At 72.6% G+C, this 13,406-nt stretch carries 14 protein-coding genes; 6 read left to right on the plus strand and 8 right to left on the minus strand.

The features are described from left to right. Nucleotides 1-102: 102 nt before the first annotated feature. Together HNR70_RS10350 and HNR70_RS10355 are read right to left on the minus strand one after the other, a co-directional pair. Complete coding sequence (locus tag HNR70_RS10350) at nt 103-1,116, minus strand: hypothetical protein (protein ID WP_184325587.1); 1,014 nt, start codon at nt 1,114-1,116, stop codon at nt 103-105. Between the two features lie 12 nt (nt 1,117-1,128). Further along, complete coding sequence (locus tag HNR70_RS10355; RefSeq protein ID WP_184325588.1) at nt 1,129-1,623, minus strand: hypothetical protein; 495 nt, start codon at nt 1,621-1,623, stop codon at nt 1,129-1,131. A 212-nt stretch (nt 1,624-1,835) separates the two neighbouring features. On the opposite strand from HNR70_RS10355, the gene HNR70_RS10360 reads away from it, so the two are divergent. After that, nucleotides 1,836-2,009: a hypothetical protein gene (locus HNR70_RS10360; RefSeq protein ID WP_184325589.1), complete on the plus strand. Its 174-nt coding sequence runs from the start codon at nt 1,836-1,838 to the stop codon at nt 2,007-2,009. 126 nt (nt 2,010-2,135) lie between these two features. Here the strand turns inward: HNR70_RS10360 and HNR70_RS10365 are convergent, their stop codons facing one another. From HNR70_RS10365 to HNR70_RS10385, 5 genes are all read right to left on the minus strand, one after another. Beyond that, the gene (locus HNR70_RS10365) at nt 2,136-2,990 is read right to left on the minus strand and encodes a metallophosphoesterase family protein (protein ID WP_184325590.1); all 855 of its coding nucleotides are present in this window, start codon (nt 2,988-2,990) and stop codon (nt 2,136-2,138) included. A 69-nt stretch (nt 2,991-3,059) separates the two neighbouring features. After that, entirely contained in the window at nt 3,060-3,431 is a 372-nt protein-coding gene (locus HNR70_RS10370; protein ID WP_246375654.1) for a molybdenum cofactor biosynthesis protein MoaE, read from the minus strand. 140 nt (nt 3,432-3,571) lie between these two features. Further along, nucleotides 3,572-4,120, minus strand: coding sequence for a MogA/MoaB family molybdenum cofactor biosynthesis protein (locus HNR70_RS10375; protein WP_184325591.1), 549 nt, complete (start codon nt 4,118-4,120; stop codon nt 3,572-3,574). Next, nucleotides 4,117-4,572 (minus strand): cyclic pyranopterin monophosphate synthase MoaC, encoded by a 456-nt coding sequence (moaC, locus tag HNR70_RS10380; RefSeq protein WP_246375656.1) that lies wholly within the window; start codon nt 4,570-4,572, stop codon nt 4,117-4,119. The genes HNR70_RS10375 and moaC overlap by 4 nt, the downstream gene beginning before the upstream one ends. Nucleotides 4,573-4,682: 110 nt before the next feature. Continuing rightward, nucleotides 4,683-6,011 (minus strand): molybdopterin molybdotransferase MoeA, encoded by a 1,329-nt coding sequence (locus HNR70_RS10385; RefSeq protein WP_184326645.1) that lies wholly within the window; start codon nt 6,009-6,011, stop codon nt 4,683-4,685. A 205-nt stretch (nt 6,012-6,216) separates the two neighbouring features. On the opposite strand from HNR70_RS10385, the gene moaA reads away from it, so the two are divergent. Continuing rightward, a complete protein-coding gene (gene moaA / locus HNR70_RS10390) occupies nt 6,217-7,317 on the plus strand; it encodes a GTP 3',8-cyclase MoaA (RefSeq protein WP_184325593.1) in 1,101 nt (366 codons plus the stop codon). A gap of 13 nt (nt 7,318-7,330) precedes the next feature. After that, entirely contained in the window at nt 7,331-7,660 is a 330-nt protein-coding gene (locus tag HNR70_RS10395; protein WP_184325594.1) for a MoaD/ThiS family protein, read from the plus strand. A gap of 11 nt (nt 7,661-7,671) precedes the next feature. Here HNR70_RS10395 and HNR70_RS10400 read toward each other — a convergent pair whose 3' ends face one another. Beyond that, nucleotides 7,672-8,745 (minus strand): ThiF family adenylyltransferase, encoded by a 1,074-nt coding sequence (locus tag HNR70_RS10400; RefSeq protein WP_184325595.1) that lies wholly within the window; start codon nt 8,743-8,745, stop codon nt 7,672-7,674. A 538-nt stretch (nt 8,746-9,283) separates the two neighbouring features. On the opposite strand from HNR70_RS10400, the gene HNR70_RS10405 reads away from it, so the two are divergent. The 3 genes from HNR70_RS10405 to HNR70_RS10415 are packed head-to-tail and all read left to right on the plus strand — an operon-like array spanning nt 9,284 to nt 13,389. Further along, the gene (locus tag HNR70_RS10405; RefSeq protein ID WP_184325596.1) at nt 9,284-10,273 is read left to right on the plus strand and encodes an ABC transporter permease; all 990 of its coding nucleotides are present in this window, start codon (nt 9,284-9,286) and stop codon (nt 10,271-10,273) included. A gap of 7 nt (nt 10,274-10,280) precedes the next feature. After that, entirely contained in the window at nt 10,281-11,297 is a 1,017-nt protein-coding gene (locus HNR70_RS10410) for an ABC transporter permease (protein WP_184326646.1), read from the plus strand. Then, the gene (locus tag HNR70_RS10415; protein ID WP_184325597.1) at nt 11,290-13,389 is read left to right on the plus strand and encodes an ABC transporter ATP-binding protein; all 2,100 of its coding nucleotides are present in this window, start codon (nt 11,290-11,292) and stop codon (nt 13,387-13,389) included. The genes HNR70_RS10410 and HNR70_RS10415 overlap by 8 nt, the downstream gene beginning before the upstream one ends. The last annotated feature ends 17 nt before the right edge of the window (nt 13,390-13,406 follow it).

Consider the following 13,406-nt stretch of genomic DNA (forward strand, 5'->3'; position numbering starts at 1 on the left):
GACCGGGGAAGGTCCCTCAGCGGCAGTCTCTGGCACTCTCGGCCGTTGACTGCCAACGTCGCCCACTCTAGGACGGTCGTTGGCACTCGTGCAAGACGAGTGCTAAGCCGTGGGCGCAATCCCGGCCGACGCCGCCTCCCGGCGGGCTCGGCGCTTGCCGAGCGCATCTCCGAGAACGGTGCCGATGCTCTCCCCGACCCCGGCGACGACCGGGGGCAGGACGACGGCCAGGATGAGCTGCCAGGCGGGATGCTCCTGCGCCCAGAGTCGGATCCCGAGGTCCCGTCCGAGCGCGTCGGGGATCCCGTAGGCGACGGGGAAGTACACGGCCATGAACAGGAACAGCAGCGCGACGGTCGCCCGTGCCGCCTTCGCCGCGCGGGCTCGACGGTGGCGCTCCCGCTCCGGTGGACGGACGCGCGGACGACCTGGGTGCCCGATCTCGTGAACGTCGAGCTCCACCACCGCGGCTCCCGCTCCGGCGGCGAGGGTCGCGGCGAGGCTCGCGAGCAGCGTCGGCAGCGGCCACGGCGGGGTCGGTGGCGCGCTGAGCCCGAGGAGCGCCACGAGGTCGATGTCGACGGCGGCGAGCACGAGCAGCAGGCACCACAGGACGGTGAGCCCGATCAGCGCCCCGAGGGCGGCCGTCTGCAGTCGGTGACGACGACGCACCGCGGGCTGTGCGTCGCGGGCATCCACCCTCGCGTCGTGCGCCCGGTCCTGCGCCCGGCGGCGGCGCGCTTCGCGCTGGGCCGCGAGCGCTGCCTCCTTCTCGGAGGTCACTGCCCCCGAGTTCGCCGGCCCTGCACCGCGCTCCCCCGGTGGCACCCACTCCTTGCGGATCTGCGCGAGCACCCGTGAGAGGGCGGTGGCGAGCACGGGCCTCGCGCCGAGCAGGGGCAGCGGGAGGACGCGGTCCAGCGTCTCGCGGGGGATGTCGTGCACCACGGAGACGATCCTCCCGACCTCGCCGGGACGGGGGCTTGCGGGGCGCACCTCGAGGTCGCGCAGGAGGTCTGCGAAGGGGTTTCCCTGCCCGTGGAGCTGGGCGATGCGCGCCGCGAGCCCTGGATACCCGCCCTCGGCAGCGCAGCGCAGGTCGAGGGCCCCGACCACCTCGCGGGCGCGCTAGAGCACTGCCCGGGCGGCGCGATGGTCGATGCCCACGAGCTCGGTGCGGATGCGCCGGGCGCGCAGGCTGTCGAGCGCCTCCAGGACGAGGTCGAGAACGACGGGGAGGCACTCCTCCGCCCATCGTGCGGCGGTCTGCGCGGGGACGAGCCGTGCCAGCTCCTCGTCGTCCAGCTGGAGCTCCTCGAGCACGGCCATGCGGTCCTCGAACTCCTCGAGGTCCGCGAAGGTCTCAATCCCCTCGAGGCGGGGGATCTCGTAGGGCGTCCCGTCGGTGAGGGACCGCGCCTCCTCGAGGGCGTCCTGCAGCACGAACAGGCGCCGTACGCTCTCGGGCCGCACACCGAGGGCGAGGAGCAGCTGCCCGCCGGCGACCCAGAGGAAGGTCTCGTCCAGCAGGTTCCACAGCCAGGAGGGCACAGGCCTGCCCGGGCCGAACCTCCGCTCCAGCCAGCCGAACGCGAGGTCTTCCCCGAACTCACGGAGCGCCATCACCCCACCCCCTCTCCTTGGCTCCGCCAAACACCACGAGGACCCCGACCCGTCGCAGGTCACACCCTTTTTGTGAAGCTGGCAACTTCCGTCTGTCGGGCTCGTGACGTCGCCTGTGCCCGCACGGTACAACAGAGATGACGAACCGCCGCGCACCTGCGATCCAGGGCCCGGCCGATCACTCCGCTCCGACCCGAAGGGGACCACAGATCATGACCTTCCTCCGCTCCCTCAGCAAGGCCCTGGGCCGCATGGCCGACCAGATGCAGGGCCAGGACGTCGAGCGCCACAACGCGGTGCTGAACAACCGCCTCGGCGGCGACATGGCGGCCGTGTCCAAGGCACGCTACAGCCAGGGCATCAGCCCCATCGGCATGGGTCGCTGACCCGAGCCGACCGACGGAGCCAGCGGCTCCTCCGGAGCCCCTGCGATGCAGATCGCGGGGGCTCTTCTGCATCCCGGCCCGGTCTGCGGGACCGGCCCGACGGCGGGGACCGTCAGCCCGCGGTGCTCAGCGCCCGGCGGCGGCGATGATCTGCTCGACCTGCTCCGGGGTGAAGCGGTAGACCGGCTGCTCCGCATCCCCCAGCACGTCCCCGGCGCTCGTGAACACGGAACTGACCACGCGGGGCGCTCCCTCCCCCACCTCGACGAGGCTGAGGCCGGACAGCGCGAGGGCCTGCTCGCTGCGTCCTGCACCGATCGGGTCCACGACGTTGGTGACGCCGGGGGCGACGTGCACAGGGATCCCCGCGATCTGCCCGGTCATCTCGTGGTGGTAGTGGCCGGACAGCACGATCCGCACGTCCGAGCCGGCGAGCACCGCAGCGAGCTCGTCGAGGCCGTCGAGGTCCAGGCCCCGCAGCAGTGCGGTCGCGGCGACGAGCGGCGGGTGGTGGATCGCGAGCACGGTCCCGCCGGGCGCGGGCGTCGCGAGCACGCCCGCGAGCCACTCGCGCTGGGCCTTCTCGAGGTGGCCGTAGCCGGCACCGGGGACGCTCGAGTCCAGCACCACCACCCGCCCGCCGCCGGGCAGCTCCACCACCCGGTCCTGGCGCTCGGGCAGCCGCTCCCCCGGCGCGACGGTCTCCGCGTACACGGCGGAGACGTCGTGGTTGCCCATGGTGACCACGAGTGCGGCGCCGAGCTGGGCGGCGAAGGGGTCGAGGATCTCGTGGAGGAGGCGGTAGCTCTCCGCGGAGCCGTCCTCGGAGGCGTCGCCGGTGTGGACCACCGCGTCGATCCCCTCCAGGCCCTCGAGCCGGGCGAGCAGGCCGCGCAGGGCCTCGGCGGTGTCGATGCGGTCGTAGTGGCGGGCGGCGGGGTCGCCGTAGAGGTGCGTGTCGCTGAGGTGGAGGATGCGCATGCCCCGCACGGTAGCGGGGCCGGGTGGCCGGGAGGTGACGGGCCGGGTCCGCATCGCCGTCGTCGGCGTTCAGCCGAGCGCGCCCACCCACTCGCTGGTGCCGTCGGCGAAGATCTGGTGCTTCCAGATCGGGACGCGCTGCTTGACGGTGTCCACGAGGTCGTCGCAGGCGGCGAAGGCCTGCTTGCGGTGCGGGGCAGCGACCGCGCACACGAGCGCCGACTCCCCGATCGCGAGGGGGCCCACGCGGTGGGCGACGGCGACGAGGCAGTCCGGGTAGCGCTCGGCGATCTCGGCGGCGACCTCGGCGATCACCTGCTCTGCGCTGGGGTGGGCGGAGTACTCCAGGCGCGCGACGCCCTGCCCGCCGTCGTGGTCGCGCACCACGCCGTCGAAGGTGACGACCGCGCCGCAGCGCGGGTCGGTGACGGCCCGGGCCATCGTCGACGCGGAGATCTCGTCCGCGCCGACACTCGCGTGGCGGGCGCGCTCGACGGCGGTCCCCATGGCGGGGTCCCCGGCGATGCGCAACGCGTCGGCACCTGCTCCGAACGGGGTCGTGCCGCGGGTGGGATCCTCGCTCATGCGTGGTCCCCGCCGTCGCGCTGCTCGAGAAGGTGGTCCAGGAGCGGGTCGAGCACGGTGATGCCGTCCTTCACGCCGCCGCGGGAGCCGGGCAGGTTCACCACGAAGGTGCGTCCGGCCATCCCGGCGAGGCCGCGGCTGAGCAGGGCGGTGGCCTTCTTCTCGGCACCGATGCGCCGCACCTCCTCGAGGATCCCGGGGATCTCCCGCTCGATGAAGGGGGCTGTCTGCTCGGGGGTGACGTCCGTGGGGGCGATGCCGGTGCCGCCGGAGGTGATCACGAGGTCGGTGCCGGCCTCGATGGCCGCGGCGAGCGCGCGCCCCACCTCGGGCCCGTCGGGGACGACCTGCTTCGTGACGGGGTCCAGGCCCCGTCCGCGCAGCCAGTCCACGAGCAGCGGGCCGGTGCGGTCCTCGTAGGTGCCGTCGGAGGCGCGGGTCGAGGCTATGAGCACGAGCGCACTGCCGGTCATGAGCGGTGCCTCGTCGCTCTCGTCGCGGGCGGTGCAGTCGGCATCGGTGCGCTGGGCCGGCATCTGCCTCATGCGCTCTCCTCCTTCTCCGGGGCGTCGGGGCGGGTCCAGTCGCCGCTCTTGCCGCCGGACTTGGCGAGGACCTGGACCTGCTCGATGACGGCGAGGTGGTCCACGGCCTTGATCATGTCGTACAGGGTCAGCGCCGCGATGCTCGCGGCGGTCAGCGCCTCCATCTCCACGCCGGTGACGCCCTTGGTGCGCACCCGCGCGGTGATCTCGACCCGGTCGCCGCCCGGCACGAGGTCGAGCTCCACCCCGGACAGCGGCAGCGGGTGGCACAGCGGGATCAGGTCGGGGGTGCGCTTGGCACCCATGATCCCGGCGATGCGCGCGGTGGCGAGTGCCTCGCCCTTGGGCAGGTCGCCGCTCGCGATGCGGGCGACGACGTCCTCGCGGGTGCGCAGCACGGCCCGGGCGGTAGCCTCGCGGGCGGTGACGGCCTTGGCGGTCACGTCGACCATGTGGGCCGAGCCGTCGGCGCGCACGTGGGAGAGGTCCGACGGCGCATCGGGGTCGGGACAGGAGGGCTCCGGACGGGAGTCCTCGGGGCGCGAGGGGTCAGGGGTGGGGGTCATGCGTCTCCTCCGGGGATCAGCAGGGTCTCGACCATGTCGCCGTCGCGGAGGGTCGCGGTGCCGACGGGGATCCTCGCGAGCGCGTCGGCCGCGGCGTAGCCGCCGATGAGGTGGCTGGAGGGGCCGCCCACCAGGCGCACCCGTCCGGACGGCAGCACGCGGGCGCGGCGGTACTGGTCCAGGCGCGAGGGCGAGGGCTCGTCGGCCTCGAGCTGGACGGGCAGGTGCAGGCGGCGGCGCGGCGGGGCTCCGAGGGCGGGGCGGGCGATCAGCTCGCAGCTCAGCAGCGCGGAGACGGGGTTGCCGGGGAAGGCGAGCCAGGGGACGCGGCGCCCGTCGACCTCGAGGGTGCCGATGCCCTGCGGGCCGCCCGGCTGCATGGCGACGGTCGGGAAGGCGAGGGTCACGCCGCGGTGCGCGGCGGCGTGGCGCACCACCTCGAAGGCGCCCTGGCTGACCCCGCCGCTGGTGACCACGAGGTCCGCGTCGTGGCGGGCGACCTGCTCGCGCAGGTGCCCGAGGAGCACGTCGGCGTCGTCCCGGACGGCGCCGACGTGGACCACCTCGGCGCCGGCCTCGGTGAGGGCGGCGGCGAGGCCGGGTCCGTTGGCGTCATGGACCCCGCCGGGGGCGGGCGCGTCGGCCGACGGACCGGTGACCTCGGAACCGGTGGAGAGGACGATGACGCGCAGTCGCGCCTCGACCTCGACGTCCCGCAGACCGCAGACGGCCAGGTGCGCGATGCGGGCGGGGGTGAGCAGCCGACCCTCGCGCAGCACGGTGTCGCCGGCGCGGGTGTCCGAGCCGCGGGGGCGAACGAAGCGGCCGAAGGCGGTGCTCGTCGGGGTGAGGGTGACGGTCGCATCCGCTGCGCGTCCGTCGGCGGCAACTCCGTCCGCTGCGCCCCGATCGACCTCATCACCGTCGGCCGACCGTCCCGACCCGTCGGTCGGCGCGAAGCGGCCGGCCGCGCTCTCCTCGACCGGGATGACGAGGTCGGCGCCGCCTGGGATCGGGGCGCCGGTCATGATGGCGCGCGCCGTGCCGGGGGCGAGGGTGCCGGGGGCGTCGCCCGCGGCGATCACGTCGCCGAGCGGGAGGGTGACCTCCTCGCCGTCGCCGCCAAGGTCCGCAGCGCTGGCCGCGTAGCCGTCCATCTGGGAGTTGTCCGCGCCGGGCACGTCCACGCGGGAGCGCAGCTCGGCGGCGGCGACGCGTCCGGTCGCGGCACCGTCCAGGGCGATGACCTCCGTGGTGCGCACCCCGGCGAGCAGCGCGACGGCATCGGCCACGTGGTCGGCCAGGGGGATCCGCTCGCCGCTCATCTCGTGCACGCTCCTGTCCGGGGGAATGGGCCTCGTCCAGGATAGGCGTGGCGTGCCCGCGTCGGGCTGCGGGACTGCGGGGCACCTCGCGCGGCGGACCGTGCCGGGTGGGCGGTGCCACGCCCCCGCGCCGCCCCCGCGACGGCGGTCCGGCCTATGCTGGATCGACGCCCCGACGACCCGGGCGGCAGGAGGAGGTGGTCCCATGGCCTCGCGACGCGTTTCCCTCGGCATCCCCGTGCCGCGCCGCACGGACGAGACGTCCCCTGCGCTTCCCGACACCTCCGACCGTCCGGACACCCCCGCGCTCGCCGACCGCTTCGGCCGCGCCGCCACGGACCTGCGCCTGTCGCTCACCGACTTCTGCAACCTGCGCTGCACCTACTGCATGCCCGCCTCGGGGCTGACGTTCCTGGGCAGGGACCAGCTGCTCGGTGTGGACGAGGTGGTGCGTCTGGTGCGCATCGGCGTGGAGCGCCTGGGCATCACGCAGGTGCGCTTCACCGGCGGCGAGCCGCTCACCCGGCCCGATCTCGAGGAGATCATCGCGGGCGTCGCCGCGCTCACCCCGCGCCCGGACATCTCCGTGACCACGAACGCGATCGGCCTGGACCACCGCGCCGAGGCACTGCGCGCGGCGGGGCTGGACCGCATCAACGTGTCGCTGGACTCCGTGGTCTCCGAGACCTTCGAGCGCCTGACCCGTCGGCCGCTGCTGCACCGCGTACTCGCCGGGATCGACGGCGCCCGCGCCGCGGGCCTCGGCCCGATCAAGATCAACGCCGTGCTCATGCCCGGCGTGAACGACCACGAGCTGCCGGACCTGCTGGACTGGTGCCTCGAGCGCGACCTGCAGCTGCGGGTCATCGAGCAGATGCCTCTGGATGCGGACCACATCTGGGACCGCGGCGCGATGATCACGGCCGACGACGTCCACGCGATGCTCGCCCCCCGCTACCTCCTCACCCCCGTGGACGAGCCGCGCGACGGGGCGCCCGCGGAGCTGTTCGAGGTCGCAGGCCGCGAGGACGGCCGTCACCTGGGCCGGGTGGGCGTGATCGCCTCGGTCACCCGGCCGTTCTGCGCCGACTGCCGCCGCACCCGCCTCACCGCCGAGGGCCGTGTGCGCACCTGCCTGTTCTCCCGCGAGGAGACCGACCTGCGCGGGGCACTGCGCTCAGGCGCGGACGACGAGGAGATCGCGCGGATCTGGCGCGCCGCCCAGTGGGGCAAGAAGGCCGGGCACGGCATGGACCGCGCCGACTTCGTCCAGCCCGAGCGGCCGATGAGCGCGATCGGCGGCTGAGGTGCGTCCAGGGATGAGCACGGGAGAGGACATCGTGACCAGCACGAGCGGGACGACGGAGCACGGGACGACGACGCACGCTGCGGACGCGTCGGCCCTGCCCCTGATCGAGGTGCACCTGTTCGCCGCGGCCGCCGCCGAATACGGGGCGGACCGCGAGAGCGTCCGCGCCGCCACCCTCCAGGGCGTGCTCGACGTGCTCCTCGGCGGCGCCTCCCCGGAGGCGACCCGCGTCATCGACCGCTCGAGCCTGCTCGTGAACGCCGTGGCCTGCACCGACCGCGACCGCACCCTGGCCGACGGGGACCGAGTGGACGTGCTGCCGCCCTTCGCGGGCGGCTGAGCCCGGAGCTCTCAGGGCCGACTGATCCGGACCTCGCTGCCGACGAGGCCGTCGAAGCCGCCCACCAGGGAGCGCACCCGGATGCCTCTCTCGCCGAGCACCCGCTGCGCGCTCGCCGAGCGCACCCCTCCGGCGCAGTAGAGCACCGCCCCCTCGAGCTCCTCCGCCGCGTCGGCCGACGCCCCCGCCAGCAGCGCGCCCATCGGGACGTGCTCGGCGCCCGCGACCATTCCGCCTTCGACCTCGCGATCCTCGCGGATGTCGATCACTCGCTCCCCCGCCGCGAGCAGGCCGGGCAGCTCCGCGGCCGTGACCTCGTCGTGGGCGGGGCCGGTCGGGCCGGGCAGGCCGCAGGTCACCATCACGTCCTCGAGCGCCGTGACCGGCGCGCGGCGCGGGTCCCGGGCCAGCGGCACCTCGTCCCAGCGGGCGCGCAGCGCGTCGTAGAGGGCGAGGCGGCCGTGGAGCACGTCGCCCATCCCGGCGAGGACCTTCACGGCCTCCATCGCCATGGTCGAGCCGATCACCCCGCACAGCATCCCCAGCACCCCGGCCTCGGCGCAGCTGGGCACCTCGCCCGGCTTGGGCGGCACCGGGTGCACATCGCGATAGGTCACCCCGCGCCCGCCTGCGCCCCAGAACACGCTGACCTGGCCGGAGAAGGCGAGGATCGACCCCCACACCAGCGGCAGGTCCAGCATCTCGCAGGCGTCGGAGGCGAGATAGCGGGTGGGGAAGTTGTCGGTCCCGTCCAGGACCAGGTGGTGCCCGGCCAGCAGCTCGAGCGCGTTCTCGGGGGTGAGCGCGTCGACCACGGCGCGGACCGTCACGTCCGGGGCCTGGGCGCGCAGGTGCTCCGCGGCGGCCACGGCCTTCGCTCGGCCCAGGTCCGCCCCGGTGAACAGCACCTGGCGGTGGAGGTTCGTGACGTCCACGGTGTCGGGGTCGAGCACGGTGATCTCCCCGATCCCGGCGGCCGCCAGGTAGGACAGCACCGGCGCGCCGAGCCCGCCGGCACCGATCACGGCGACCCGCGCGGCGCGCAGGCGGCGCTGTCCGAGCTCGCCGAGCTGGGGCAGGCGCATCTGCCGCAGATGCCGCTGGGGATCCGAGAGCGCGTCGGCCGGAGGGACCGCGAGCGCGCGGAGATCGACGGGTCCGGGACCGACGGGCAGAGGCCCGACGGGGGCCGCCCCGTCGGCCGCCGGGGCTCCCGCCGTCGCATCCGCGCTGGTAGGAGACTCATCGGTAACTTCCGGCGCGGCCGGAGCGGCGCGGAGCGCAGGCACATCCGGGCCGGAAAAGCTATCACTTTCCACCATGTGAGGTATTCTCCCCCACGGCCACGCACCCTGTTCCAGGTCCAGAAGTCCGTTCATAGACTTCGGATAACGATTCGGCCATGGAGGTCACGCCAGCGCGATGACGCGTCCCGGTGTGACCTACAGTGCTGAAACCTGCTCGAGAGACCCGCACCGGTGCGGGTCGAGCACCGACCATGTGAGGAAACCTGACGATGCATTCACGTTCGTCCGCCCGGAGGGGCAGCGGCCATCAGGCCGCCCGTCCGCCGCTCCGGGATCCCCGTGCGATCGTCAGGCTTCTCCCCTCGGGAGCCCGTGCATGATCAAGTACATCCTGCGGAGGTTCGTGAACTACGCGATCCTCACCGCGATCGCGACGGTGGGCGCCTACATCGCCGCGAGCCTCTTCTTCTACCCGCGCCGCCGCTACCTCGGCATCAACCCTCCGATCCCGGAGGAGTCGGTCGACGGCATCCTCAGCGCCTACGGCGTGAACGACAAGGACCCGGTCCTGCTGCGCACCTGGTGGTGGATCGAGCGGATCATCTTCGAGCCGCTCAGCCAGAAGCTGGGCCAGGACCTCCAGGGCAACTGGGTGATCCCCGAGATCATCAGCCGCTCCGGCATCAGCCTGCGTCTGCTGCTCCTCGGCGCCCTGCTCGGCGCGATCCTGGGCGTGACCCTGGGCGTCTGGGGCGCGGTGCGCCAGTACAAGGCCTCCGACCAGATCGTCACCTACGCCTCGTTCATCCTCATCTCGACCCCCACCTTCGTGGGCGGCGTGATCCTGATGATCCTCGCGACGAACTTCAACAACCTCCTGGGCTTCCAGGCGATTCGCTTCACCGGCGCCTACACGCCGGGGATCACCGGCTTCGGCCCGCAGCTGTGGGACGCCATAGTCCATCTGCTGCTGCCCACGATCGCCCTGGCCCTGTTCGGTGCAGCCGGCTACTCCCGCTACCAGCGCTCGCTGATGCTGGACGTGCTGGGCAGCGACTTCATCCGCACCGCCCGTGCCAAGGGCGCCACCCGCAACCATGCGCTGATCAAGCACGGCGTGCGCGTCGCCCTGATCCCCATGTCCACCTACTTCGCCTACAACTTCGGCACCCTGGTGGCGGGCTCGGCCTTCCTCGAGATCGTCTTCTCCTGGGAGGGCATGGGCAAGTACGGCATCGTCGCCGTGCAGAACTCCGACGTCAACGCGCTGGCCGGCAACGTCTGCTTCACCGCGATCCTGCTGCTGTTCAGCTCCACCCTGTCCGAAGTGCTCTACGCGGCGCTCGACCCGAGAGTGAGGGTCTGACATGTCGATGAACGCACAGCCTCCCGCCGATCACGGCGCGGACCTGGCCGAGGACATCGAGCCCACCGCGACGCTGATCGCCGAGAAAGCCGCCGAGGCCCCGTCGACCAACCAGAAGCAGCATCGCCCGATCTCCCGCGGCCGCCTCGTGTGGCGCCGCCTGAAGCGCAAGCCGAACTTCTACGTCGGCGGCGCGATCGTGCTGGCCATCGTGGCCTTCGCCCTGTTCGGCGACTTCTTCAACATCTACACGCAGGGCCAGCAGGACCCGTACAACTTCAACTCCCCGCCCAGCGCCCAGCACTACTTCGGCACGGACGCGATCGGCGTGGACCTGTACGCCTCGATGACCGAGGCGCTGCGCACCTCGCTGCTGATCGGCTTCCTCGCCGCCCCCACCGCGACGCTGGTCGCCGCGATCATGGGCTCGCTGGCCGGCTACCTCGGCGGCGTCTTCGAGATGTTCACCAACTGGCTGATCAACCTGCTGCTGGTGCTGCCGGTGTTCTACGTGCTGATGATCGTCTCCCCCGCGATCTCGGACCCGAGCAACCTCCCCGCCGCCCTGAAGTGGCTCGGCTTCCTGCCGGCCTGGGGCCTGCTCGTCATCGCGATCGGCCTGTTCAGCTGGATGATCATGGCCCAGATCGTGAAGAACCAGACCAAGTCCCTCAAGGACCGCGAATACGTGAAGGCCGCGCGCTATATGGGGGTCGGCACGCCGACCATCCTGCGCCGGCACATCATCCCCAACGTCGCCTCGCTGCTGATCATCGACGCCGCCCTCGGCGTGGCCGGCGCGATCCTCGCCGAGACCTCGCTGTCCTTCTTCGGCCTGGGCATCCAGGCGCCGAACGTGTCGCTGGGCACCCTGCTGCAGGACGGCACCGGCGCGGCCGTGTCCCGCCCGTGGCTCTTCGTCATCCCCGCGTCGTTCCTGGTCACCCTGCTGACCGGTGTCGCCCTCATCGGCGACGCCCTGCGCGACGCCATCGACCCCACCAGTGAGGTGAACCGTGCCTGAGCCTCTGCTGCAGGTCAAGGACCTGACCGTCACCTTCCCCAACGCCACCGGCGGCGTCCGCGCGGTGCGCGGGGTGAACTACTCCGTGAACGAGGGCGAGTTCCTCGGCATCGTGGGCGAGTCCGGCTCGGGCAAGTCCGTCTCCTCCCTCGCGGTGATGGGGCTGCTGCCCTCCTCCGCGAAGATCACCGGCGAGCTGCTCTTCCGCGGCCAGAACCTGCTGGGCATGAACGACCGCAAGCTGTCCGCGCTGCGCGGTCGCGACATGTCGATGATCTTCCAGGACCCGCTGTCCGCGCTGACCCCCGTGTACACGATCGGCCAGCAGATCGAGGAGGCGCTGACCCTCCACGACAAGGGCCTCTCGCGTCAGGCGGCGGAGAAGCGCGCCGTCGAGCTGCTGAAGATCGTCGGCATCCCCGCCCCCGAACGGCGGGTCAAGGCCTTCCCCCACGAGTTCTCCGGCGGCATGCGCCAGCGCGCGATGATCGCGATCGCGATCGCCAACGATCCCGCGCTGATCATCGCCGACGAGCCCACCACCGCGCTGGACGTGACGATCCAGGCGCAGGTCCTCGAGGTCCTCCAGAAGGCCAAGGAGGTCACCGGCGCGGCCGTCGTGCTGATCACCCACGACCTCGGCGTGGTCGCCGGCAACGTGGACCGCGTGGCCGTGATGTACGCGGGCAAGCTGGTCGAGAAGGGCCTGGTCGACGAGGTCTTCACGACCCCGCGCATGCCCTACACGATGGGTCTGCTGCGCTCGGTGCCGAACATGCTCACCGCCGGCAAGGAGAGGCTCGTCCCCCTCGAGGGCCGGCCGCCGAACCTCGCGAACCTCCCCGCGGGCTGCCCCTTCGCGGAGCGCTGCCCCGCCGTGCAGGACCGTTGCCGGGCCACCGAGCCGGAGCTCGTCGCCGACTTCGGCGACGGCCGCGAGGTCGCCTGCCATCGGGCCGACGAGATCCAGGCCGGCACCTTGAAGCCGTCGGACATCTTCCCCCGCCCCGCCCACGAGGACCGGGCCATCAAGGACACCTCCGGCCTCGAGCCGGTCGTGGAGGCCACCGACCTGGTGCGCCACTTCCCCCTGTTCAAGGGGTCGGTGTTCCGCCGCGTGGTCGGCACGGTCAAGGCCGTGGACGGCGTGGACTTCGAGGTCCTGCCCGGGGAGACCCTGGGTCTGGTGGGCGAGTCGGGCTCCGGCAAGTCCACGACGGCGCTGGAGATCATGGAGCTGGTCACCCCGCAGCGCGGCAGCCTCAAGGTCGCGGGCAAGGACGTCGGCTCCTTGTCGAAGGCCGAGCGCCTGAAGATGCGCCAGGACGTGCAGATCGTCTTCCAGGACCCGATGGCCGCGGTCGATCCCCGCATGCCCGTCGGCGAGATCATCGGCGAGCCGCTGACCGTCCACAAGGTGCCCCGCGCCGAGCGGGACCGTCGCGTGGTCGAGATGCTCGACCTCGTCGGCCTCGCCCCCGAGATGACAGACCGCTACCCGCACGAGTTCTCGGGCGGTCAGCGCCAGCGCATCGGTATCGCCCGCGCCCTGATCACCGAGCCGAAGGTGCTCGTGCTGGACGAGCCGGTCTCGGCGCTGGACGTGTCCGTGCAGGCCGGCGTCGTGAACCTGCTGGAGGACCTGCGCGACCGGCTGGGCCTGTCCTACCTGTTCGTCGCCCACGACCTCGCCATCGTCCGGGAGATCGCCGACAAGATCGCGGTGATGTACCTGGGACGCATCGTCGAGTACGGCCCGGTGCGGGAGGTGTTCGAGACCCCTCGCCACCCCTACACCCGCGCGCTCATGAGCGCCGTGCCGGTGCCGGACCCGGCCGTGGAGCGCGAGCGCCGTCGGATCCTGCTGACGGGCGATCTCCCCAGCCCCACCGAGGAGATCACCGGCTGCAGCTTCGCCTCGCGCTGCCCGCTGATGCGGATGCTCGACGAGGACCGCCAGGCCATGTGCCTGGGCACAGACCCCGCCCCTACCCAGCAGGGCGGTTCCCGGGTGGCCTGTCACCACGTCGACCAGATCGGTCGACTGGACAACGCCGACATCTCCGCCCTGACCCCCGCCCCCGGCGACTGAGGCCCCGCCCCCATCGC

The sequence above is a fragment of the Brachybacterium aquaticum genome (assembly GCF_014204755.1).
Lineage (GTDB): Bacteria > Actinomycetota > Actinomycetes > Actinomycetales > Dermabacteraceae > Brachybacterium > Brachybacterium aquaticum.

Excerpts from the sequence above, each read along its gene's own strand:
- HNR70_RS10405 (WP_184325596.1), top strand. The coding sequence starts at position 9,284 with ATGATCAAGTACATCCTGCGGAGGTTCGTGAACTACGCGATCCTCACC.
- HNR70_RS10355 (WP_184325588.1), bottom strand. The coding sequence starts at position 1,623 with ATGGCGCTCCGTGAGTTCGGGGAAGACCTCGCGTTCGGCTGGCTGGAG.
- HNR70_RS10385 (WP_184326645.1), bottom strand. The coding sequence starts at position 6,011 with ATGAGCGGCGAGCGGATCCCCCTGGCCGACCACGTGGCCGATGCCGTC.
- moaA (WP_184325593.1), top strand. The coding sequence starts at position 6,217 with ATGGCCTCGCGACGCGTTTCCCTCGGCATCCCCGTGCCGCGCCGCACG.
- HNR70_RS10365 (WP_184325590.1), bottom strand. The coding sequence starts at position 2,990 with ATGCGCATCCTCCACCTCAGCGACACGCACCTCTACGGCGACCCCGCC.
- HNR70_RS10400 (WP_184325595.1), bottom strand. The coding sequence starts at position 8,745 with ATGCGCCTGCCCCAGCTCGGCGAGCTCGGACAGCGCCGCCTGCGCGCC.
- moaC (WP_246375656.1), bottom strand. The coding sequence starts at position 4,572 with ATGGTCGACGTGACCGCCAAGGCCGTCACCGCCCGCGAGGCTACCGCC.
- HNR70_RS10395 (WP_184325594.1), top strand. The coding sequence starts at position 7,331 with ATGAGCACGGGAGAGGACATCGTGACCAGCACGAGCGGGACGACGGAG.
- HNR70_RS10360 (WP_184325589.1), top strand. The coding sequence starts at position 1,836 with ATGACCTTCCTCCGCTCCCTCAGCAAGGCCCTGGGCCGCATGGCCGAC.
- HNR70_RS10370 (WP_246375654.1), bottom strand. The coding sequence starts at position 3,431 with ATGGCCCGGGCCGTCACCGACCCGCGCTGCGGCGCGGTCGTCACCTTC.
- HNR70_RS10410 (WP_184326646.1), top strand. The coding sequence starts at position 10,281 with ATGAACGCACAGCCTCCCGCCGATCACGGCGCGGACCTGGCCGAGGAC.
- HNR70_RS10375 (WP_184325591.1), bottom strand. The coding sequence starts at position 4,120 with ATGAGGCAGATGCCGGCCCAGCGCACCGATGCCGACTGCACCGCCCGC.